General features: G+C 63.9%; 17 protein-coding genes and 1 pseudogene. 7 read left to right on the forward strand and 11 right to left on the reverse strand.

Features of this window, described 5'->3' with window-relative positions; genetic code table 11:
* Positions 1 to 17: 17 nt before the first annotated feature.
* The 3 genes from C6W88_RS20480 to C6W88_RS20490 form a co-directional block, all read right to left on the reverse strand.
* Positions 18 to 458: a putative pterin-binding protein gene (locus C6W88_RS20480; RefSeq protein ID WP_231498733.1), complete on the reverse strand. Its 441-nt coding sequence runs from the start codon at positions 456 to 458 to the stop codon at positions 18 to 20.
* A 716-nt stretch (positions 459 to 1,174) separates the two neighbouring features.
* Entirely contained in the window at positions 1,175 to 2,167 is a 993-nt protein-coding gene (gene folE2, locus C6W88_RS20485; RefSeq protein ID WP_108133829.1) for a GTP cyclohydrolase FolE2, read from the reverse strand.
* A gap of 213 nt (positions 2,168 to 2,380) precedes the next feature.
* A complete protein-coding gene (locus C6W88_RS20490) occupies positions 2,381 to 3,322 on the reverse strand; it encodes a LysR family transcriptional regulator (protein ID WP_108133830.1) in 942 nt (313 codons plus the stop codon).
* 321 nt (positions 3,323 to 3,643) lie between these two features.
* Between C6W88_RS20490 and trpB the strand changes: the two genes are divergently transcribed.
* From trpB to sstT, 3 genes are all read left to right on the forward strand, one after another.
* The gene (gene trpB / locus C6W88_RS20495) at positions 3,644 to 4,891 is read left to right on the forward strand and encodes a tryptophan synthase subunit beta (protein WP_108133831.1); all 1,248 of its coding nucleotides are present in this window, start codon (positions 3,644 to 3,646) and stop codon (positions 4,889 to 4,891) included.
* A 25-nt stretch (positions 4,892 to 4,916) separates the two neighbouring features.
* Positions 4,917 to 5,744, forward strand: a complete 828-nt coding sequence (trpA, locus tag C6W88_RS20500) for a tryptophan synthase subunit alpha (RefSeq protein WP_108133832.1) — start codon at positions 4,917 to 4,919, stop codon at positions 5,742 to 5,744.
* 429 nt (positions 5,745 to 6,173) lie between these two features.
* On the forward strand, positions 6,174 to 7,394 hold the full coding sequence (sstT, locus tag C6W88_RS20505) for a serine/threonine transporter SstT (RefSeq protein ID WP_108133833.1): 1,221 nt from the start codon (positions 6,174 to 6,176) through the stop codon (positions 7,392 to 7,394).
* Positions 7,395 to 7,520: 126 nt separating this feature from the next.
* Here the strand turns inward: sstT and pflA are convergent, their stop codons facing one another.
* Both pflA and pflB read right to left on the reverse strand, forming a co-directional pair.
* A complete protein-coding gene (gene pflA, locus C6W88_RS20510) occupies positions 7,521 to 8,264 on the reverse strand; it encodes a pyruvate formate lyase 1-activating protein (RefSeq protein ID WP_045993787.1) in 744 nt (247 codons plus the stop codon).
* An 88-nt stretch (positions 8,265 to 8,352) separates the two neighbouring features.
* Entirely contained in the window at positions 8,353 to 10,629 is a 2,277-nt protein-coding gene (gene pflB, locus C6W88_RS20515; RefSeq protein ID WP_108133834.1) for a formate C-acetyltransferase, read from the reverse strand.
* A gap of 370 nt (positions 10,630 to 10,999) precedes the next feature.
* On the opposite strand from pflB, the gene C6W88_RS20520 reads away from it, so the two are divergent.
* Positions 11,000 to 11,500, forward strand: a complete 501-nt coding sequence (locus tag C6W88_RS20520) for a hypothetical protein (protein ID WP_108133835.1) — start codon at positions 11,000 to 11,002, stop codon at positions 11,498 to 11,500.
* The gene (locus tag C6W88_RS20525; RefSeq protein WP_108133836.1) at positions 11,500 to 12,405 is read left to right on the forward strand and encodes a tetratricopeptide repeat protein; all 906 of its coding nucleotides are present in this window, start codon (positions 11,500 to 11,502) and stop codon (positions 12,403 to 12,405) included. Before C6W88_RS20520 ends, C6W88_RS20525 begins: the two co-directional genes overlap by 1 nt.
* Before the next feature lie 111 nt (positions 12,406 to 12,516).
* Here C6W88_RS20525 and htpG read toward each other — a convergent pair whose 3' ends face one another.
* The 3 genes from htpG to C6W88_RS20545 all read right to left on the reverse strand — a co-directional run bounded on the left by htpG (position 12,517) and on the right by C6W88_RS20545 (position 16,236).
* Positions 12,517 to 14,421, reverse strand: coding sequence for a molecular chaperone HtpG (gene htpG, locus C6W88_RS20530; protein ID WP_045993791.1), 1,905 nt, complete (start codon positions 14,419 to 14,421; stop codon positions 12,517 to 12,519).
* 242 nt (positions 14,422 to 14,663) lie between these two features.
* Positions 14,664 to 15,683 (reverse strand): PaaI family thioesterase, encoded by a 1,020-nt coding sequence (locus tag C6W88_RS21940; RefSeq protein WP_231498734.1) that lies wholly within the window; start codon positions 15,681 to 15,683, stop codon positions 14,664 to 14,666.
* 196 nt (positions 15,684 to 15,879) lie between these two features.
* Positions 15,880 to 16,236: a YkvA family protein gene (locus C6W88_RS20545; RefSeq protein WP_045993792.1), complete on the reverse strand. Its 357-nt coding sequence runs from the start codon at positions 16,234 to 16,236 to the stop codon at positions 15,880 to 15,882.
* Positions 16,237 to 16,496: 260 nt separating this feature from the next.
* Here C6W88_RS20545 and C6W88_RS20550 point away from each other — a divergent pair, with 260 nt between their 5' ends.
* Positions 16,497 to 18,440 carry a transglycosylase SLT domain-containing protein gene (locus C6W88_RS20550; protein WP_108133837.1) on the forward strand — a complete coding sequence of 648 codons (1,944 nt, stop codon included), beginning with the start codon at positions 16,497 to 16,499 and terminating at the stop codon, positions 18,438 to 18,440.
* A 158-nt stretch (positions 18,441 to 18,598) separates the two neighbouring features.
* Here C6W88_RS20550 and C6W88_RS20555 read toward each other — a convergent pair whose 3' ends face one another.
* Together C6W88_RS20555 and C6W88_RS20560 are read right to left on the reverse strand one after the other, a co-directional pair.
* The gene (locus C6W88_RS20555; protein ID WP_045993794.1) at positions 18,599 to 19,252 is read right to left on the reverse strand and encodes a LysE family translocator; all 654 of its coding nucleotides are present in this window, start codon (positions 19,250 to 19,252) and stop codon (positions 18,599 to 18,601) included.
* Positions 19,252 to 19,677 (reverse strand): NINE protein, encoded by a 426-nt coding sequence (locus C6W88_RS20560; RefSeq protein ID WP_045993795.1) that lies wholly within the window; start codon positions 19,675 to 19,677, stop codon positions 19,252 to 19,254. The genes C6W88_RS20555 and C6W88_RS20560 overlap by 1 nt, the downstream gene beginning before the upstream one ends.
* Positions 19,678 to 20,034: 357 nt before the next feature.
* On the opposite strand from C6W88_RS20560, the gene C6W88_RS20565 reads away from it, so the two are divergent.
* On the forward strand, positions 20,035 to 20,241 hold the full coding sequence (locus C6W88_RS20565) for a cold-shock protein (protein WP_045993796.1): 207 nt from the start codon (positions 20,035 to 20,037) through the stop codon (positions 20,239 to 20,241).
* A 271-nt stretch (positions 20,242 to 20,512) separates the two neighbouring features.
* On the opposite strand, the pseudogene C6W88_RS21740 reads toward C6W88_RS20565, so the two are convergent.
* Positions 20,513 to 20,940 (reverse strand): annotated as a pseudogene (locus C6W88_RS21740) (hypothetical protein); the annotation flags it as partial.

The following is a 20,940-nucleotide window of genomic DNA, read 5'->3' on the forward strand; positions in this document are numbered from 1 at the left end:
CCTCGGCCACCGGCGGCTCAGTGGACATCGATGGACTCCACCTGCCAGACGGACCGCGTCAGGTAGACAGCGTTGTAGATTTCAGGGTGCTGATCAAAGGGATAAATCACAAACAGGGGCCCTTGATTGCGCACTTCCAGGCGCTCGCCATCGCGCCACATCGCCAGCACAAGGTTGAAGGTCGAGGCATCCTGCACCGGAACCGACGCCACAAAATCGTTCAATGCGGAAACACGCAGCTCGGTACCGCGCGCCTGGACCGCATCGAGTAGCCCCTCGAGCAGAGGCCCCTGATAGACAGAGGCACCGTCAAACCAGGGGAGATGGGTCGTGATCGTGCCCTGGGGTAGCGCCTCGAGCATGTCGCGGTCGAACCAGGCCTGATCACCGACATTGGTGACCCCGATGTCACCGGACACCTTCAACAAAGGCGTGCCCGAGGGCGGTTCGAGCGCCATCGACAGGGGCGACGCCAGTGTCAGCCCCAGGACCATGAGTCGCCAGCAATATCTCACATCTCCCCCTATGGCCTCCTGCTTGGGCGTGGAAGCAATCTTCGCTTATATGCTGAATCAGCTACCGATGATGTGAAAAGAGTAAAGCAAAAGACACAAACCGTCACGTTTAGAAACCTGAAGCGCCTCTCTACTACCCTTCCATGGTGAAAGACGACCCTCGGGAGACACCAGTCGACACGGACGCGTCTACCCACCAGGCAACAATGGCGTGCTGTTTTCGCAACGTCATGGACGTTTCATGGCCTTGTCATGACCACGCCCTGAACGGTGTGTTCCGTCCTATAAAACCACGTCTCAAACCCCTGTTTCGACCTGCCCTCCCACCAAGTGGTCTCCTACGCGTGCCGAAGCACATATCCTTGCTGGCTTGCCAGCCGGCCATACCAGGATAAGACCGCTTCGGGCCCTTGCGCACGCTACCAGATCACAGCACGCATCCTCACTAGCCTGCCGGCCGGCTATACAAGGACAAGTGCACTTCAGGTACTTGCGCACGCTACCAGATCACAGCACGCATCCTCGCGAACTTGCCAGCCGGCCATACAAGGGCAAGTGCGCTTCAGGTACTTGCCCACGCTACCAGATCACAGCACGCATCCTCGCTAGCCTGCCGGCCGGCCATACAAGGGCAAGGCCGCTTCAGGTACTTGCCCACGCTACCAGCGCCAACTGCTGCGGGCCACGGCGTCGTGGGCGTGCAGGCTCTCGGCATGGATCACCTTCTGTTCGAAGCCATCGATCCCCGGGATGGTCATCAGGCAACCATGCACACGACGTGCGGCGTCCTCGCAGAACATCAGGTTCTGCCCGTTGGCCAATGCAAAGGCCTGTTCGTCGGGACGCTTGACCGCAGTCTGCAGCGCCGTGCCCAGGCTCTGCTCCACCCTGTCGATGACTTCGACCATGGGGACGTCCTCGACCTCGAGGCCCAGCCTGAGCGCCATGATCACCTGGCTGCGCTGGCTGTGAGGCGTCGCCACGATCCCCGACTCCTGCCCCAGCCAGCGGTGCACCTCATCACGGGCCGGATGAGGCTCTGCGGCAAAGTCACGGTTGAACTGTTGCTGGATCAATTGACGCGCCAGCGCCGCGGAACAGGGGCAAGTGGAGGAATAGCCCACCTCCAGACGCAGGACTACCGACCGCTGGCCACCTCGTTGCTCGACTTCAAGGTGAAAGGGATAGGCCTTCCAGCCAGCCAGGTCACTGACCAACGCCGGACGCTTCAACAGCAAACGTCCTTCGAGAGACAGACTGGCAGACCGGGAGAGACCCTCGTGACTGTCGAGAAAGCGCGCCAGGCAGGCGTCCAGTCGAGGCAACGTCAGCGCTTCTTCGGTCAGGTCGTCAAGCGCCAGGTACAACCTCGACATATGAATCCCGCGGGCCTCCGGGGCGTCAAGACTGACCCCTGCGTTCACCCTGGCTTCGATCCGCTGTCCCGCCAGTTCGACGGGCAGCGCGATGCCCTCCATGCCGACCCAGTCCAGGGCGACGCCCTGGCTCACCTGCTGCACGGCCACATCCGACAGCCTTTGTGGATCGTCGATGGGCTCTCTCCCCCGGGCGTCTGTGTCGACCGTGTCGTTGACCGTATCGCTGACTGTGTCGTTGACGGCCTGGTTGGCCTCGATCTGTGCGTCATTCATCCTTTCACCGCCGGTTCAGCCTGATAAAAAAATACGTTATAACATAACATTAACAACGACTGCATTCGGACCTCCTGCCCTACCACCAGCACGCAGCAGCGCGACCAAGCACCCGTTCACAGCGCGGCAAGCCACATCATTGCCGGCTCGCACCTCGCATCAGCCCAGCACCTCGTATCAGCCCAGCACCTCGTATCAGCCCAGCACCTCGTATCAGCCCAGCACCGGCGCTTCGGCCAGCTCTGCCGCCAACCAGTCGGCCAGATCATTTGCCAGCGGATGGCGCGCCCCCCTAGGCCCGGCTGCCAGTTCCAGCACCAGGCAGGCGTCGGTGGCGACAAAGCCCCAAGGCGCCACCAGGCGCCCTGCGCGCACGTCCTCTTCCACCAGGTAGTCCGGCGCAATGCCGACCCCAAGCCCCACCAGGGTCGCCTCCAGCAGGTAGTTGAGGTGCTCGAAGCCCTGGCCCATCGTCAGCCGCTCCGGCGCGATCCCCTGGCGGCGACTCCAGTCGCCCCAGGCGGAGGGACGTGAACGGGTATGCAACAGCGCTTGGCCGAGCAGTACCCGCGGGTCGGGCGGGCTTGCTGTAGCCCCGCCGGACCGATGCAGCTCAAGCTCACGACTGAGCACAGGACCGATGCGCTCCTGCCCGAGGATACGGGTGACCTCGCCCGGCGGCTCCCCTTCCGGCAAGCGCTGAAAGCGCAGCACACCATCGACCCCGGATAGCGTCGCGACACCTTCCTCACCGGCGGTCAGATGCAACTCCAACTGCGGCAGAGCCTGCTTCAAGCGGGCCAGTCGAGGAATGAACCAGCGCGCCAGGAAGGAGCCTGGGCAGCTCAGCACGAAGGGCGACTGGACGCTGGTGCGAGCGACCTCGGCGCAGACCCGTGCCAGGGCGCCAAGATGGAATCCTGCGGCGTCGGCCAGCTCACGGCCGGCATCGGTCAGTCTCAAGCCCCGCCCTTCCTTCTCGACCAGGGCAACCCCCAACTGGTCCTCGAGCAGCTTGATCTGACGACTGACCGCACCATGGGTCAGGTACAGCGAGGCCGCCGCCCGCGACACGCTACCGTGGCGCCCCAGCGCCTCGAAGGCCCTGAGCGCCCTGAGCGAGGGCAACGGGACGTCCTGGTTGTGCGATGTCATGGCGAGCGTCTCTCCCGGCTTGGCATGGGGTGTCTTGTCTTATCTTGTCTGGGCTTGTCTTGTCTGGGCCTGGTGTGCCCCGGCGCCCAGAGGTCAGCTGATGGTGCCACTGCGTGCCGTGCGTGCGGACTTCCGGGGCACGGCTCACGGCCTAGTTCGGGACCACAGTGAAGGGCCAAGTGGTCTTGCAGCTCCTCAACTGGTGAGATTTTCTCACACATCCTGGCTGTTATTTCGATTTTTTCCGGCCGCATGCAGCGCTATGCTGCTGTCCATGCCATTCGGGGCGCAGATCGCGCCTGGTCAGCCTTGGAGCCCGTCATGAACCAGCAACGCCCAACTCCCAGCCTCCGTCACGGACCCGACCCTCGTGGTTTCTTCGGTGACTTCGGCGGTCGTTTCGTGGCCGAGACCCTGATGCCGCTGATTCTGGATCTCGAGCAGGAATACGACGCCGCACGCCAGGACCCGACCTTCGCTGACGAGCTGGCCTCGCTGTCGGCCGACTACGTCGGTCGCCAGAGCCCGCTGTACTTCGCCGAGCGCCTGACCGAGCATCTGGGCGGCGCGCGCATCTATCTCAAGCGCGAAGACCTGATGCACACCGGCGCCCACAAGATCAACAACGCCCTCGGCCAGATCCTGCTCGCCCGTCGCATGGGCAAGCGTCGCATCATCGCCGAGACCGGCGCGGGCATGCACGGTGTGGCCACCGCCACCGTCGCCGCGCGTTTCGGCATGGACTGCGTCATCTACATGGGCAGCACCGATATCCATCGCCAGCAGCCCAACGTACAGCGCATGCAACTGCTGGGCGCCAAGGTGATTCCGGTCACCGCCGGCGACGGTACTCTGAAGGACGCCATGAACGAGGCGCTGAGAGACTGGGTCACCAACGTCGACTCCACCTTCTATATCATCGGCACCGTGGCCGGCCCCCACCCCTACCCAGCGCTGGTGCGCGACTTCCAGTCGGTGATCGGGCGAGAGGTGCGCGACCAGATCACCGCCAAGGAAGGACGCCTGCCGGACTCGCTGGTCGCCTGTATCGGCGGCGGCTCCAACGCCATGGGCCTGTTTCACCCCTTCCTCGACGACCCTGAAGTGGCGCTGGTCGGCGTCGAGGCGGCCGGCGAAGGCCTCGACACCCCACGCCATGCGGCCAGCCTCAAGGGTGGACGATCCGGCGTGCTACACGGCAACCGTACCTTTCTGCTGCAGGACGACGAGGGCCAGATCAGCGACGCCCACTCCATCTCGGCCGGCCTCGACTACCCCGGCATCGGACCCGAACACGCCTGGCTGCATGCCATCGAGCGCGCCGAGTACGTGGCGGCCACCGATCGTGAGGCGCTGGACGCCTTCACCCTGCTGTGTCGCAAGGAAGGCATCATCCCGGCGCTGGAGTCTTCCCACGCCCTGGCCGAGGTGATCAAGCGCGCCCCGCGACTGCCGGCGGATCATCTGATGGTGGTCAACCTGAGCGGCCGCGGCGACAAGGACATGGCCACCGCCACCGAATGTCTTGCCGATGAGCTGGGCCTGGGAAAGCCCGACCAGCAGGACTGACACCCCGGATTCCAGGAGAGAGACCATGACCACGACCACTACCGCCGAGGGGCGCCTCGCACGTCGCTTCGCCGAGACTCGCCAGCAGGGACGCGCCGCCCTGGTGACCTACATCGCCGCCGGTGATCCCGACTATGACACCAGCCTCGCGACCCTCAAGGGCCTGGGCGAGGCCGGCGCCGATGTGATCGAACTCGGCATGCCGTTCACCGACCCCATGGCCGACGGCACCGCCATCCAGCATGCGACCCGCCGGGCGCTGGATGCCGGCCAGACCATGGACAAGACCCTCGAGATGGTCCGCCAACTGCGTCGGACCGATCAACAGACACCGGTCGTGCTGATGGGCTACTACAACCCCATCTACGCCCGTGGCGTGACACGCTTTCTCGATCAGGCCAAGGCTGCCGGCGTCGACGGTCTCATCGTGGTCGACCTGCCGCCGGAACATGACGACGAGCTGTGCCTGCCTGCCAATCAAGCCGGGCTCAACTTCATTCGTCTGGCGACCCCCACCACCGATGCCCGACGCCTGCCGGGGGTGCTCACCAATACCTCGGGCTTTCTCTACTACGTCTCGAGCAACGGGGTCACCGGCGGTGCTGCGCCAAGCGCCGAACGCGTGCAACAGGAGGTAGCCCGCATCCGCGAGCACAGCGATATTCCCATCGCCGTCGGTTTCGGTATTCGCACCGCCGCCCAGGCCAGAAAGATCGGCGCCTTCGCCGACGGCGTGGTGGTAGGTTCGGCGCTGATCGATGCCCAGGCCAGCGGCGACACTCCCGCCGAAGGTACCCAAGCCGTGCTCGAATTGACGCGCGAGCTGGCCCAGGCGCTGACCGGCGCCCGCTAAGCCCTGGCAAAGAACCCCGGTCAAGAACCCCGGTAAAGAACCCCTTATCGCGTGATCCCGGTACAAAGGCCCTGTCGGCGTCTGCTCGACAGAAAGACGCCTCGAGGAGACTCACGCCAGGCCTTGCGCCATGCCACTCCCGGGAAGCCTCTCTTCCCCACGCAAGCCCCGCCGATCAGGCGGGGCTTGCTGCCACCGGGCCGAACATCTCCCCGACCTAGTCAATATTTTCAGCGGACACCTGGAATGCAGCCACACCATCTATGCAACTGCTGATCCATGCCAGATTCTTACTGCTGATATCATGCTTAAGTCGAACCGTTGGGTGTGGCCGACGGTGATAGAATCGCCCTCCTTCCGGCCACAAGCCGACGCCCATCCGTCCTGACGCGACGGTCGATGCACACTCCACGCTTCGAGACCAGAGCCATGTCCACCTCCTTGAGCGCCCCCTTCAAGGCGCTGAATCGTCTGGGGCTGATCCCTCAGATCGTGATCGGTATCCTCTGCGGTATCGCCGTCGCCACCCTGTCCCCCGAGCTCGCCGCCTCGGTATCGCTGCTCGGCCAGGTATTCATTTCGGCCTTGAAGGCGGTCGCCCCGGTGCTGGTCTTCGTGCTGGTGATGGCCGCCATCGCCGGCCATCAGCGCGGCCAGCCGACCCAGATCCACAGCGTACTGGTGCTGTATCTGATCGGCACCCTGGTGGCGGCGCTGGTGGCAGTAGTGGCCAGTTTCGCCCTCCCCACCGAACTGACCCTGAATACCGCTCAGGCCAGCGGCAATCCGCCAGGCGGCGTGGTAGAGATCCTGCGCAACCTGCTATTGAGCGCCGTGGCCAACCCGATCAGCGCATTGATGAACGCCAACTTCATTGCCATTCTGGTGTGGGCCGTCAGCCTCGGCCTGGTGCTGCGCAGCGCCAGTGCCGCTACCAAGGCCATGATCGAGGACCTGTCCCAGGCGGTATCGACCCTGGTGCGCTGGGTCATTCGTCTGGCACCGCTGGGTATCTTCGGACTGGTCGCCGGTACCCTGGCCGAAGCCGGAATCGGTGCGCTGCTGGAGTATGCCCAACTGCTGTCGGTGATCGTCGGCTGCATGCTGTTCGTCGCCCTGGTGACCAATCCGCTGATCGTCTTCCTGGCCACTCGCCAGAACCCTTATCCGCTGGTCTTCAGCTGTCTGCGCGGTAGCGCCATCACCGCCTTCTTCACTCGCTCAAGCGCAGCCAACATCCCGGTCAACCTGGAGCTGTGCAAGCGTCTGAAGCTGGATGAGGACACCTACTCCATCTCGATCCCGCTCGGCGCCACCATCAACATGTCCGGTGCCGCCATCACCATCAGCGTCATGACGCTTGCCACCGCCCATACCCTGGGCATCAGCGTGGACTTCGTCACCGCCCTGCTGCTGTGCGTGGTCTCCGCCCTGGCCGCCTGCGGCGTCTCCGGCGTGGCCGGTGGCTCGCTGCTGCTGATTCCCATGGCCGCCAGCCTGTTCGGCATTTCCGCCGACGTGGCGATGCAGGTGGTCGCCATCGGCTTCGTCATCAGCGTGGTCCAGGACTCCACCGAGACCGCCCTCAACTCTTCCACCGATGTGCTGTTCACCGCCGCCGCCAGCCGCAGGGGCGAACTGAGCGACTGACGCCCAGAGGCGCTGCCGCGCTTGCTCATCTCCTGAAACAACAGCTCTTCTGAAACGACAGTGAGCCCCTCTCACCAAAGGGTGAAAGGGGCTCGCTGTGTTGTTCGAGCGGGCGACATCGCCACGTCAGCCAGCGATGACCTCCGGATGATACCGCGAGGCGATCGTCACCAGGCGCTGCATGGTCTCGCCACTCGGTGGCGCCACTCCTGCCAGCGGATAGTGCTCTCCCAGCTCCTGCCACTTGTACTCGCCAAGTGCGTGATAGGGCAAAAGCTCGATACGCTCGACGTTGTCCATCGTCTCGACGAACTCCCCCAGCAGGTGCATGGATGCCTCGCTGTCGGTAAAGCCAGGCACGATCACCTGACGAATCCAGGTGGGCTTGCCGATCGCCGCCAGATGACGGGCAAAGGCCAGGGGACGGCGTCGGGGGATACCGGTGAGCTCGCGGTGCACGCCCTCGTCGAGATGCTTGAGATCCAGCAGCACCAGGTCGGTGGCGGCAAGCAACTCGTCGAGGACCTCATCGTAGTGGCAGACGTAGCCATTGGTGTCGAGGCAGGTGTGCATGCCCTCGGCCTTGGCCGCCTGAAACAGGTCGCGCACAAACGCCGGTTGCAGCAGCGCCTCGCCGCCGGTGCAGGTGATGCCGCCCCCAGACGCCCGCATGAACGGCAGATAGGTTCTGGCTTCGGTGAGTATCTCGTCCACCGTCACCTCACGTCCGCCCTGGCGATCCCAGCTGTCGCGGTTGTGGCAGTACTGACAGCGCATCACGCAGCCCTGCAGAAACACCAGAAAGCGAATGCCTGGGCCATCCACGGCACCACAGCTCTCCAGGTGATGGAGACGGCCAGTGATCATCATCAGGACTCCTCACGAAAAGGGGCTCCGGGAGACACCCGGAGCCCGGAAAGGGACCGCTGTCGCGGCCCCGGGCGAGACGACTGTCGGCTCAGAGCGTTTCGGTGAAGGTCCGGGAGATCACGTCGCGCTGCTGTTCCGCGGTCAAGGAGTTGAAGCGCACCGCGTAGCCGGACACGCGGATGGTCAGCTGAGGATACTTGTCCGGATTGACCACGGCGTCCTCGAGCATCTCGCGGTTGAGCACGTTGACGTTCAAGTGCTGGCCGCCTTCCTGACGCTCGCTGTGGTGGAAGTAACCGTCGAGCAAGCCGGACAGGTTGCTGCGCTGGGCGCCCTCGTCCTTGCCCAGCGCCCTCGGCACGATGGAGAAGGTATACGAGATCCCGTCCTTCGCGTGGGCGTAGGGCAGCTTGCCCACCGACGTCAACGAGGCCACCGCACCCTTGGTGTCACGCCCATGCATGGGGTTGGCACCCGGTGCGAAGGGCTCGCCGGCGCGACGACCGTCCGGCGTGGTGCCGGTCTTCTTGCCGTAGACCACGTTGGAGGTGATGGTCAGCACCGACTGGGTCGGCTCGGCGCCACGGTAGGTATTGAGCTTGCGGATCTTGTTCATGAAGGTCTCGACCAGCTGGCAGGCGATATCGTCGACGCGCGGATCGTTGTTGCCGAAGCAGGGGTAGTCACCCTCGATCTCGAAGTCCACCGCCACGCCGTCAGGATCACGCACCGGGCGCACCTTGGCGTACTTGATCGCCGACAGCGAGTCCGCCGCCACCGACAGCCCGGCGATGCCGCAGGCCATGGTGCGCTTGACGTCGAGGTCGTGCAGCGCCATCAGCGCCGCCTCGTAGCTGTACTTGTCGTGCATGTAGTGGATGGCATTGAGAGCGGTCACGTACTGGCGGGCCAGCCAGTCCATCAGGCCATCCATGCGTGCCCACACCTCGTCGAAGTCGAGCACCTCGGAGGCGATCGGCTCACTCCTGGGGCCGACCTGGATCTTCAGCTTCTCGTCGACGCCGCCGTTGATCGTGTAAAGCAGCGTCTTGGCCAGGTTGGCTCGGGCACCGAAGAACTGCATCTGCTTGCCGATCACCATGGGAGACACGCAGCAGGCGATGGCGTAGTCGTCGGAGGCGAAGTCCACGCGCATCAGGTCATCGTTCTCGTACTGGATCGACGAGGTATCGATGGACACCTTGGCGCAGTAGCGCTTGAAGCCGTCGGGCAACTGTTCGGACCACAGCACCGTGAGGTTGGGCTCCGGGCTCGGGCCCATGGTGTAGAGGCTGTTGAGGAAACGGAAGCTGGTACGGGTGACCAGGGTGCGTCCGTCCAGTGCCATCCCGCCCAGGCATTCGGTGGCCCAGATCGGGTCGCCGGAGAACAGCTCGTCATACTCAGGGGTGCGCAGGAAGCGCACCATGCGAAGCTTCATGATGAAGTGATCGACCAGCTCCTGGGCGCGGGCTTCGTCGATCACGCCTTGGCGCAGGTCACGCTCCAGGTAGATATCGAGAAAGCTGGAAGTACGTCCCAGTGACATGGCGGCGCCGTTTTGCGACTTCACTGCCGCCAGGTAGCCAAAGTAGGTCCACTGGATGGCCTCCTGGGCGGTGGCAGCCGGGACCGAGACGTCGAAGCCGTACTTGGCGGCCATTTCCTTGAGCTGGCCGAGTGCACGATGCTGCTCGGCGACTTCCTCGCGCAGCTGGATCACCGCCTCCAGGTCCTCGCCCTGTTCGAAGCGCTGCTGCAGCGAGGCAAACTGCGCCTGCTTGTCACGCATCAGGAAGTCGACGCCGTAAAGGGCGACCCGGCGGTAGTCACCGATGATGCGTCCACGACCATAGGCGTCCGGCAGTCCGGTCAGCACCCCTGACTTGCGACACTTGAGGATGTCCGGGGTGTAGACATCGAACACCCCCTGATTGTGGGTCTTGCGAAATTCGGTGAAGACCTTCTTGACCTGAGGATCGAGTTCACGACCGTAGGCCTGGCATGAGCCCTCCACCATCTTGATGCCGCCGTTGGGCATGATCGCCCGCTTCAGCGGCGCGTCGGTCTGCAGTCCAACGATGGTCTCGAGACGCTGATCGATATAGCCGGCGTCATGAGCGGTGATGGTCGAGACCAGCGAGGTGTCGAAGTCCAGCGGTGCATGGGTGGCGTTTTCCTGCTTGACGCCTTCCATCACAGTGTCCCATAGCTCGCGAGTGCTGGCCGCCGGCTCGCTGACCAGGAAACGCTCGTCACCCTCGTAGGGCGTCACATTGGCCAGCAAGAAGTCTCGTACGTCGACGTCCTTCTTCCACTCGCCCCCGGCAAACCCTTCCCACGCTTGCGCGAATTGCTCTTTCATCGACTTGCACCTCAACAGAGTAAATGACAACGCTAGTCCTGCATGCTGAGCGACGGCCATCCCTCGGAGATGGCAGCCGGCCCGCCTGTTCGGTGGCAGCAGCGGTCGCCGCATCGGAGGCGGCGGGTGTGCTGCACGCTTCTCGATCGGCGAAAAAACACCTGCCCTCGAGAGCACAATTCGACCTTAGCAGTAGTCCCGTCGCCCCTACTTGACCCGCATCATGGCGCCACGGGACGGCGATACAGCGCGAGCGAAGCGGCCAAGAAACCTGTACCAGGCCAATTTCGCGCGGCGAGGACGGCCGCCTGCGCTATGCTGACAAGGGCATACGTAGGCCTGAGCCCTGTCCCACCGCCGGGTGCCCGTGATGAACAGCTTTCCCACGCTTCTGGAGTACGGTCTGCCAGGCTTCGCCGTGGTGCTGCTGATCCTCGGCTACCACCTGCTCAACAAGACCCACACCCTGTTGCTCAATGAGCGCTCTGGCGAGACCAGTGAGGGCACCGAGTTGCGCATTCGCTATCTGCAGGAGGTCTCCAAGAACGCCAGGCTGTTCATGGCGCTGAGTCTGCTGTTCTTCGTCGGCGGGCTGGCCATGGCAATGATGAAACCCTCGAGCCAGGTCAATCTTTCCATCGCCCCGCCGGAAGGCGTGCTGCCGGTCATCCGTCTGCAGGAGCGGGACATGCCGCTGGATGGCCGGGGCACGGTCGTGCTGAAGGTCCAGGACGACAATGTGCTGCGCATCTTGAACAACGATCTGCACGGCCGGCTGATCGCCATCGAGCAGGAGCGCGACGCCCTGAAGAGCCAACTGGCCGACGTCATCGCTGCAGCGGAGCGAGATTCTCCGCAGGTAGGCTTCTAATGAAGAACAGGCAGGGCGCCTTGGCGTCGCGCGCGATGGCGACAGACCTGGCCGGGCCAGCGAAGGGAAAACGACGGCGCCACCCCTCGTCTACGATAAACGCCCTGCTGATCGTGCTGCTGAGCGTCGGGGTGGCGTGGCCGGTGGCTGCCCAGCAGGCCCCGCTGTCCAGGGCCAAGGCGCTGTTGCAGCAGGGTGACAACCAGGCCGCTCTGCGCGAACTACGCCCTCTGCTCGAAAGTCCTGATCCGCTGGCCCGGATGGAAGGCTTGAACGCCCAGGGCTGGATTCTGTATCGGGAAGGCCGCCACGCTGACGCCTCAGCGCTGTTTGAGCAGGCGCTCAGGGCGAGTCAAGGTCATGACGGCTTGCGTGAGGTGCGCCTGAAGACCCTCAACAACGCTGGCATCAACGCCTTTTCCGCCGGTGAGCTCGACAAGGCTCGAAGCTACTTCGAGGCCGCACTGGCCCTCGGCAGCGACGTGGCCCCGCGCTACCTGACCATCATCACCCGCCAGGCCCCCATGCAGTCGGCCCAGCAGCAGGTCAGCGCGGGACGTGAAAAGCGCATCGAGCGCGACTTCGAGGGGGCGGTGGCCGACTACACCCGGGCGCTTGCGATCGACCCGAACAACAACGACGCTCTCTCCTATCGTGGCTACGCCTACTACCGATTGGGCCAGTACGACAATGCCCGAGCCGATATCGAGGCGGCCCTGGCGAGTTCTCCCCAGCGGCTGGACGCACTGATCAACCTGCTCAAGGTGAGCTGCGCCAGCGGCGATGACCTCGATGCGGTGCTCAAGCGCCGGGGGCACGCCATCCAGCGACAGCGCGAGGCCATGCTCGACGACAGGGAGCTGCAGCGCCAGTGCCCAGACCTCTTCGCCAGTCTGAAACGCTGAACGATCTGTGGTGCGCCGAAGACGAGCCGCCTTCCCCACAACGCAACGACGCCACCCGAAGGTGGCGTCGTGGTTGGGGCGCTTGAGCTCTTGAGTTAGGCAGCCAGCTTGTCAGGCACTCAGCAGGGCGTTGAGACGCTTGACGTAGGCGGCCGGATCGTCGAGATGACCACCCTCGGCGATGATCGCCTGATCGAGCAGGATCCGCGCCAGATCACCGAAGCCGTCACCGTCGGCCCCTTCCAGGCGAGCAACCAGGGCGTGGTCCGGGTTGAGCTCGAGGATCGGCTTGACCTCGGGCAGGCTCTGGCCCGCAGCCTCCATGATACGGCGCATCTGGAAGCCCATCTCGTGCTCGGGCAGCACCACACAGGCCGGTGAATCGGTCAGGCGGTGGGTGATCTTGACCTCCTGAACCTCCTCGCCGAGCGCTTCCTTGACCCGCTTGACCAGATCCTCCTTGGACTTGGCGGTCTCCTCCTGGGCCTTCTTCTCGTCCTCGTCCTCGACGTCCCCCAGGTCCAGATCGCCCTTGGCAACATCGGCAAACTTCTTGCCGTCGAACTCGGTGAGATGGCTCATCAGCCACTCATCGATGCGATCGTGGAGCAGCAGCACCTCGATGCCCTTCTTGCGGAAGATTTCCAGGTGGGGGCTGTTCTTGGTGGCGTTGAAGCCATCGGCGACGATGTAGTAGATCTTGTCCTGACCTTCCTTCATCCGCTCCACGTAGTCGGCCAGGGACTGATCCTGGGTGGCGCTGTCGGTGTGGGTGGAAGAGAAACGCAGCAGGCCGCTGATCTTGTCGCGGTTGGCGTAGTCCTCCGCCGGGCCTTCCTTGAGCACCGAACCGAAGGTGTTCCAGAACGTCTGGTAGGCTTCCTTGTCCTTGGCCAGCTTCTTGAGCATGTCCAGGGCACGCTTGGTCAGCGCGGACTTGATCTTCTCTACCTTCGGGTCCTGTTGCAGCAGCTCACGGGACACGTTCAGCGACAGATCGCGGGTGTCCAGCACCCCCTTGATGAAGCGCAGGTACAGCGGCAGGAACTGCTCGGCGTCGTCCATGATGAACACGCGCTGGACGTACAGCTTGACCCCACGGGCGCCGTCACGCTCGTACAGGTCGAAGGGTGCGCGGCCCGGCACGTACAGCAGGCTGGTGTACTCCAGGTTGCCCTCGACCTTGTTGTGGCTCCAGGTCAGAGGGTCGGAGAAGTCGTGGGCCACGTGCTTGTAGAAGGCCTTGTACTCGTCCTCGGAGACCTCGCTCTTGGGCCGCACCCACAGCGCGGTCGCCTCGTTGACGGTCTCCCAGGTGGTGACCTCGCTACCGTCGACCTCGTTGCCATCGTCGTCGGTAGCCTTTTCGGTACGCGGCATCTTCACCGGTACTTCGATATGGTCGGAGTACTTGCGCACCAGGCTCTGCAGGCGATAGTCGTCGGCGAACTCCCTGGCGTCCTCCTTGAGGTGGAGGATGATCTCGGTGCCGTGCTTCTCGCGCTCGATCTCGGCGACCACGAACTCACCCTCGCCTTTCGAGCGCCACTCGACGCCGGCATCGGCGGCGTCACCGGCCTTGCGGGTACGCACGGTAATCTCGTCGGCGACAATAAAGCCAGAATAGAAGCCGACCCCGAACTGGCCGATCAGCCGGGCGTCCTTCTGCTGTTCGCCGGAAAGCTGCTTGAGAAACTCGGCGGTGCCACTCTTGGCGATGGTGCCCAGGTTGGCGATCACGTCCTCGCGGTTCATGCCGATACCGTTGTCACGAAGGGTGACGGTGCCGGCCTCGCTGTCGTGCTCGATCTCGACGCGCAGCTCGCTGTCGCCCTCGTAGAGCGCATCATTGTCCAGCGCCTGATAACGCAGCTTGTCGCAGGCGTCGGCGGCGTTGGAGATCAGCTCCCGAAGAAAGATCTCGCGGTTGGAGTACAGCGAGTGGATCATCAGGTTGAGAAGCTGCTTGACCTCGGTCTGAAAGCCCAGGGTTTCTTCGTGGGTAGCGGTGGTCATGGTAGATCGAACCCCTTTCGACATGGCGATTTCCGGGCCAGCGATGGGTCGCTGGCGGTCCAGAGTGCACGGCTCGCGCCGCACGTCATTCAAGATGACAATCGATATGGGGTCCGCGCTGCGCTTTTCAAGGCTGGCGCCACCAAGTCAAGGCTGGCACCTTCACATCAAGGCTGGCCAGACCTGGGCCGACGTCCCTGGCCGTGGTCACCTGGCTAACCGCTGCCCGGGCCGGCTCTCACCTACGCCGGCGCCCCCAGCACGTAGGTCAAGCGAGCCCGGGCAACCGGCGCGTCTTCGTCGTCCTGCCACGCCCATGCCTCGACATTGGCCATGCGCCGCCCTTCTCGCACCAGACGACAACGCGCGTAGGTTGGCTTCACCCCGGCCGAACTGAGGTAGTCCACGGTAACGTTGACCAGCCTCGGCAGGCGCGGCTCACGGGTCTGCGCCAGGGTATCCAGCGCTGCCGCAGTCTCCAGAAAGGCCGACACCACACCACCGTGCAGCGCCGGCAGCATCGGATTGCCAACGTTGTGGGGACGCGTCTCCAGTACAAAGCGCCTGCCGTGCTCATCGCGGTCCTCCCTCACCCCGATGAAGTCGGCGTAGGGCACCTCGCCAAGCCAGGCGTTGATCTCACCGCTGGCACGCCCACGTTCCAGCAAGCCGCTGACACTCTCGTGTGGAGCCGCCGCTATCGCACCACTGTCGGCATCGCCAACTGGGGCCTTCTCTTCGATAAGGGGATCGCCCTCGTCTTCCATAAGACCGGCGAACATGGCCTCGGCAAAACCTGCTGGCGTGTTGCGCGGCCCCAGCCGGGCAAAGTGCCCGCGGGCGCAGGCCACCACCTGTCCTTCGTGCTGCCAGGCCCGGGCCTCGGTGAACACCACCGAGTCGGTGATGGCCTCCACTTCGGCACGTACCCACAATGACGCCCCCTGACAGGCAGGGCGACGATGACTGATATGCAGATCCAGGGTGGGACAGACCTCAGGACTTGGCAGTGCCGGCAGGACCGACGCACCGCAGGCGGTGTCCAGCAGTACGCTGAGCACCCCGCTGTGCACCAGGCTTCTCGAGCGATCACCGCACAACTCGGCGCCCCCGGGCAGATATAGGGTGACGCCGCTGGCATCCACCGCAACGACGCGCATGCCGAGCGCCTGGGTATGTGGAATGACATCGACAAAGCGCTGAAGCGCCTGCCGCCAGAGCGACACGGAGGGTGGCTGCAGGGTGCGGTGCGAGGAGGACATGAGCGGGCTCGAATTCAAACGTTTGACTGACAATCTAGACCCAGCCCGCCGACGCCACAATACGTCCTTGGTCCGCATTTTTACCTTTTACCCGCCAAATGCTCGCCAAGCGTCAGAAACAGACGACGTACCCTGAAGCAAACGCAAAAAGCTCGAATCCGCACACTTCGAGCCAGAAAATCAAGAACAAGGCACCTTAGATGTCGTGGATATCCCGCTCCTCCCGCGGAGCATCGTCCTCGCCAATACCACGCCAGGCGCGATAGTCGGCCAGACTATTGTCCACCTTTGTCAGCAACCAGCCGACGATGACCACATCATCGAGAAGACCGAACAGCAGCAGCACATCGGGAATCAGGTCCAGCGGTGACACCAGATAGGCAAAGGCCACCGCCATCCAGCCGAAAGCCGCCCAGGGCACCGGGCGGTAGCGACCGCTGAGCACGTCCTGCAGCATCGGGATAAACAGCTTGAGCGCCCGCATTATATGCTTGAACGCTCGTGTGCGTTGGGTAAAGCGACCAATAACGGGGATTCGATCAAACAGGGCCATGGATAGTCTCCTCGACTCAATTCAGCACCAACGATTGCCGATGGTATTTATCGGGTGTCAACGGCTATCTTCATGGCGTCGACGTCGTCTTATCGCAACATGGGGGCGAAGCTGACCGGGGTCAAGTCTCGTAACCTGGCCGGGCAACTGTTCAAGGCCCGCCGGTTCGGTCACCATGTGGCTTCGATCCGACATCGATTCGCCGTCTACGGCACAAAAAGGCAGCAATGTCTTCTTCTTCACAGACCAGGAGGGTCTCCATGCCATTCGCCTTGTTTCGTCGCCTCGTGCCGCTGGTGGCAGCCACGGCACTGTGCATGCCATTGACGGCTACCGCCCAGGGCAGTGACGGCGCCATGCGCAGCGCCCTGGAAGCCGCCCGTAGCGGCAACTTCCACAACATCAACGACGCCGCCATTCGCGGCCACGAACTGGCCGGCTATGTGGCGTACTATCGTCTGCGCGATCGCCTGCCCAACGCCAGCCCTCAGGAAGTTCTCAGCTACATCTCGGCCAATGCCGATGCGCCGCTGGGTGACTGGATGCGTGAGCAGGCCATCCTGCGCTACGGCAAGGCCGGGCGCTACGGCGATCTGCTGGCCGTCGCCGGCGGCGTTCCCGAGACCACCGCCGAGCAGTGCTACTACTACACCGCGCAACTGGGCCAAAGCCCCGCCGTCGCCGCTCAGGGCGGCCGCGAACTATGGCTGGTGGGTCGCTCCCAGCCGGATGCCTGCGACTCCCTATTCTCCACCCTGCGCGCCCGCGGCGAGATCGGTGGCACGGAAATCTTCGAGCGCATGATGCTGGCCTGGGAAAACGGCGAAGACGGACTGGTCAGCTATCTTGGCCGTCAATTGGGACCCGCCTGGAGCTCCGCTGCAGCAGCGCAGCAAAGCGTGGCCGCCAACCCGTCGCGACTGGCAAGAGTAGCGCGCTGCGTCGGCCCCAACTGCGCCGGCATCGCCTCCTTTGTGCGGGCCGCCATCATCGCCACTGCAGAGTCATCCCCGGCGGCGGCGCTGTCCGCCTGGCAGCAGGTCTCCGGCAGTGTGAGCCTGCCGGCCCAGTCTCGCCAGGCGCTGGAGCGCGAGATCATCTATTACGCCCTGCGCCGCGACCAGCGCAGCCTGCTCGGCTGGATCGACGGCGCCCTGGCCGGCCAGCAGGATCCGGAGGTGTTCGAACTGCGTGCACGCCTGGCCATCCGCGATCGCGACTGGGCCGCCGTCGAGCGCACCGTTGGCATCATGCCCGCCGAGACCCAGGCCAAGGCGCGCTGGCAATACTGGCTGGGCCGCGCGCTGGCCCTGCGCGGGCAGCAGGCAGACGCGCAGGCCGCCTACGCCCGGGCAGCGGGTCAACGCGACTTCTTCGGCTTCGTCGCCGCCGACCGCCTCGGCCAGTCCTACGATCTCAACATGGAAGACACGCGTTTCAGCGAAGCCGAGCGCGCCCAGGTCGCCGGCTGGCCGACGGTGCGTCGCACCGAGGCGCTGCTGCGCGTCGGACAGGAAGGGCTTGCCAACCTCGAGTGGAATCACGCGGTACGCAGCGCAGGCCCCACCGACGCCCGGCGCCTGGCGGACTACGCCGCAGGACGCGGTTGGCACGTACGCCTGGTGCAGACGACCATCGTCGGCAAGATGCTCGACGCCCTGCCCTGGCGCTTTCCCGAAGCCTACCGGGAGGACTTCCGCCGCTGGGGCCAGGCCAACAATGTCGATCCCTACCTGCTGATGGGGATCGCCCGTCGCGAGAGCGCCTACAACCCCGAAGCGCTATCACCCGCCGGGGCCAGGGGCCTGATGCAGTTGATGCCGGGTACCGCCGCGCTGGTGGGACGCCAGGTGGGCATCGGTGATCCTGGACCCTACGGCGTGCTCGACCCGGCCACCAACATTCGTCTGGGCAGCACCTATATCCGTGACATGATCGCGCGCTACGGCGGCAACCGTATCGCCGCGGCGGCGGCCTACAACGCCGGCCCCCACCGGGTCGACACCTGGCTTGCCCGCGCGCCGGGCGAATTCGACCTGTTCGTCGAGGAGATCCCCTTCAAGGAAACCCGCCGCTACGTCCGCGCGGTGCTCGAGTACCGGGTAGTGTTCGAGAGCCTGGCCCAGGGCTCGACCCAGGGCGTGCAGGTGCTGACAGCGGCCGAGAAGAGCTCGCGCTACGACGGTTCCATGGTACGTCGATGATGTGGCGGAGCCCCGGCACGTCGATGAGGTGAGATCGCCTCGCAAAGCAAGAACCCCCGGCCTGTGGTCGGGGGTTCTTGCTGTCGAGGTCCGGTTTTTTGCGGTAGCTTCGCTGGCCTGTGTCTCGGGCTATTGACCTCCGCGCCAATCGCATCGGCTCAGGACGGCGCCCGCGTCAACGCCAACTTGACCCCGAACGCCACCAGCACACCGCCGGTCAAGCCGTTGAGCACGCGCGAGAACGCCGGCCGAGCGAGCCAGTGGCTGGCGCTGCCCACCAACACCGCGACCAGGATCTGCCACAGGTTGGCAATCACGAAGTGGATACCGGCAAGCCACAGGGACTTCAGCAAGGCCGGATCCGTGGGGGCGATGAACTGGGGCAGAAAGGCCATGTAGAACACCACCGTCTTGGGATTGAGCACGTTGGACAGCAACCCCTCGCGCAGCGGCCGCCACGGCGATACGCGCTGGCGGCGGGCGCCACTCGCCGCCGACACCGCGAGCCCCTTGCCGGCCCAGGCCTGACGCAGGCTGGCGACTCCCAGCCAGGCCAGGTAGCCGGCCCCGATCATCTTCAACGCCGAAAACGCCCAGGCCGACTGCAGCAGGATCAGCGATACCCCCAGGGCGGAGATGGTGGCGTGGACGAACAGCCCCGAGCAGATCGCCAGGCTGGTCAGCACACCGTCGCGCAGACCGCCCCGAGCGGTGTTGCGAATCACCAGCAAGGTGTCGACCCCGGGAGTGACGCTCAACAGCGTGATCGCCACCACGAAGCCCAGCAGCTGGGCATCGATCCAGCCTTCCATCAGCGCACGGACTCGAGGCTATCGGAGTGTTTCAGCGAAATCTGGTCGTTGAGCGTCCAGAAGTCGTAGAGGATGCCGATCAAGAACAGACCACCGGTGAGCAGATAGATGATGCCGGTCACCCATTTGCCCATGTAGAAACGGTGCAGGCCGAATACCCCGAGGAAGGTCAGCAGCACCCAGGCCAGGGTGTAGTTGGTGGGACCACCGCGGAACCGCAGGTCGGCCTCGCGATCCATGCTCGGGATCAAGAACAGGTCGATGATCCAGCCGATGAAGAACAGTCCGAGGGTCAGAAACCAGATAGTGCCGGTCACCGGCTTGCCGTAATAGAACCGGTGGGCGCCGAGGAAACCGAACAGCCACAACAGGTAGCCCACCACCTTGGAGTGGGTATCGTCGCTATGGATCACGGGGGCAGTCATGTGAATTCCTTGTGTCATCTTTTCCGTTAAGAGGCAGCAACGGGCGTCCGGCTGGACGCTGCTGGCCTTTCGATCTACAGTAACTTGGCGAGTCGAGGTAAGCCATTCTCGCCTGCCAGGGGTGGTCGACACCAGAGGTGTCGTTTCCCGGGTGATCGGAATCGCGAACTCGACCGCAGCGTAGGACAGCAAGTAGAAACGTCAGCAGTGGTAGTTCGATCGCTCTATTGTCGAAACACGCAATGCGCCCTTCTTTCTTGTCATGCCCACGCAACAGGGTTCAGACCACACGACGGGAGAAAAGCTCCCCGGGTGGTTGAGCCTGCACCATCATTTAGCGAGTTAAGGAAATCGACAATGGCAACTGGCACTGTCAAGTGGTTCAACGATACCAAGGGCTACGGCTTCATCTCTCCGGACGACGGCGGAGACGACCTGTTCGCCCACTTCTCCGAGATTCAGGCTGAAGGCTTCAAGTCCCTGCAGGACGGCCAGAAGGTCTCCTTCGAGGTGACTCAGGGCAAGAAAGGCCTTCAGGCCTCCAACATCAAGGTCGCCGACTGAGCCTAGTGCCTGTCTGACCTTGTCACGGGGAGATCGCATTCTGCGTGATCTAGCCACCCCGTGAAGCAACAGCGCTTGAGCAGGATTGCCGCAAGTTGTGACGATCCTCGATCATGCGACAAGAAGGCCCACCATACGGTGGGCCTTTCTTGTTGGTCGGCAGAGCCTGCCGGGGGGCCGATCGGATGCCGTAAGAGCTTGCTAGCACGCCTTGGGCCCATGACTAAGCCATGATTAAGCCACCCGGACCTGATGCCCTGCCAATACCAGCTCAGGGCGAGTTGTCGGTACGGGTCTCGACGTCGCCTTCGGCGTTGACGTCGGCATCGAAGGACGCGTCCGCGTCGGCGGGCACCTCCTCGGGGACCTGGCGCTCGGCCTGCTCGAAGGTCTCGTCGATCTTGCGCTTGGCTTCCTCGAACCGGCGTTCGGTTTCCTGAAGGATGGCGTCGACCTCCTCGCTCGATCCCTCGAATTGCACCGGTTCCTCGACAGGGTCCGGCACCGAGGGCACCGAGGCTTCTCCGTCGCCTGTGTCGCTCTGCTGCCCTTCACTGTCCGGTGTGCCTTGGCTAGCGCTCGTTGCCTCGGCCTGCTTATAGGTCTCGTCGATCTTGCGTTGCGCTTCCTCGAAGCGACGCTCGGTCTCCTCCAGGATGGCATCGACATCTGACTCGGTGCTCTCCCCCGGCAGCGCCT

It is taken from the genome of Halomonas litopenaei (genome assembly GCF_003045775.1).
Classification (GTDB): Bacteria; Pseudomonadota; Gammaproteobacteria; order Pseudomonadales; family Halomonadaceae; genus Halomonas; species Halomonas litopenaei.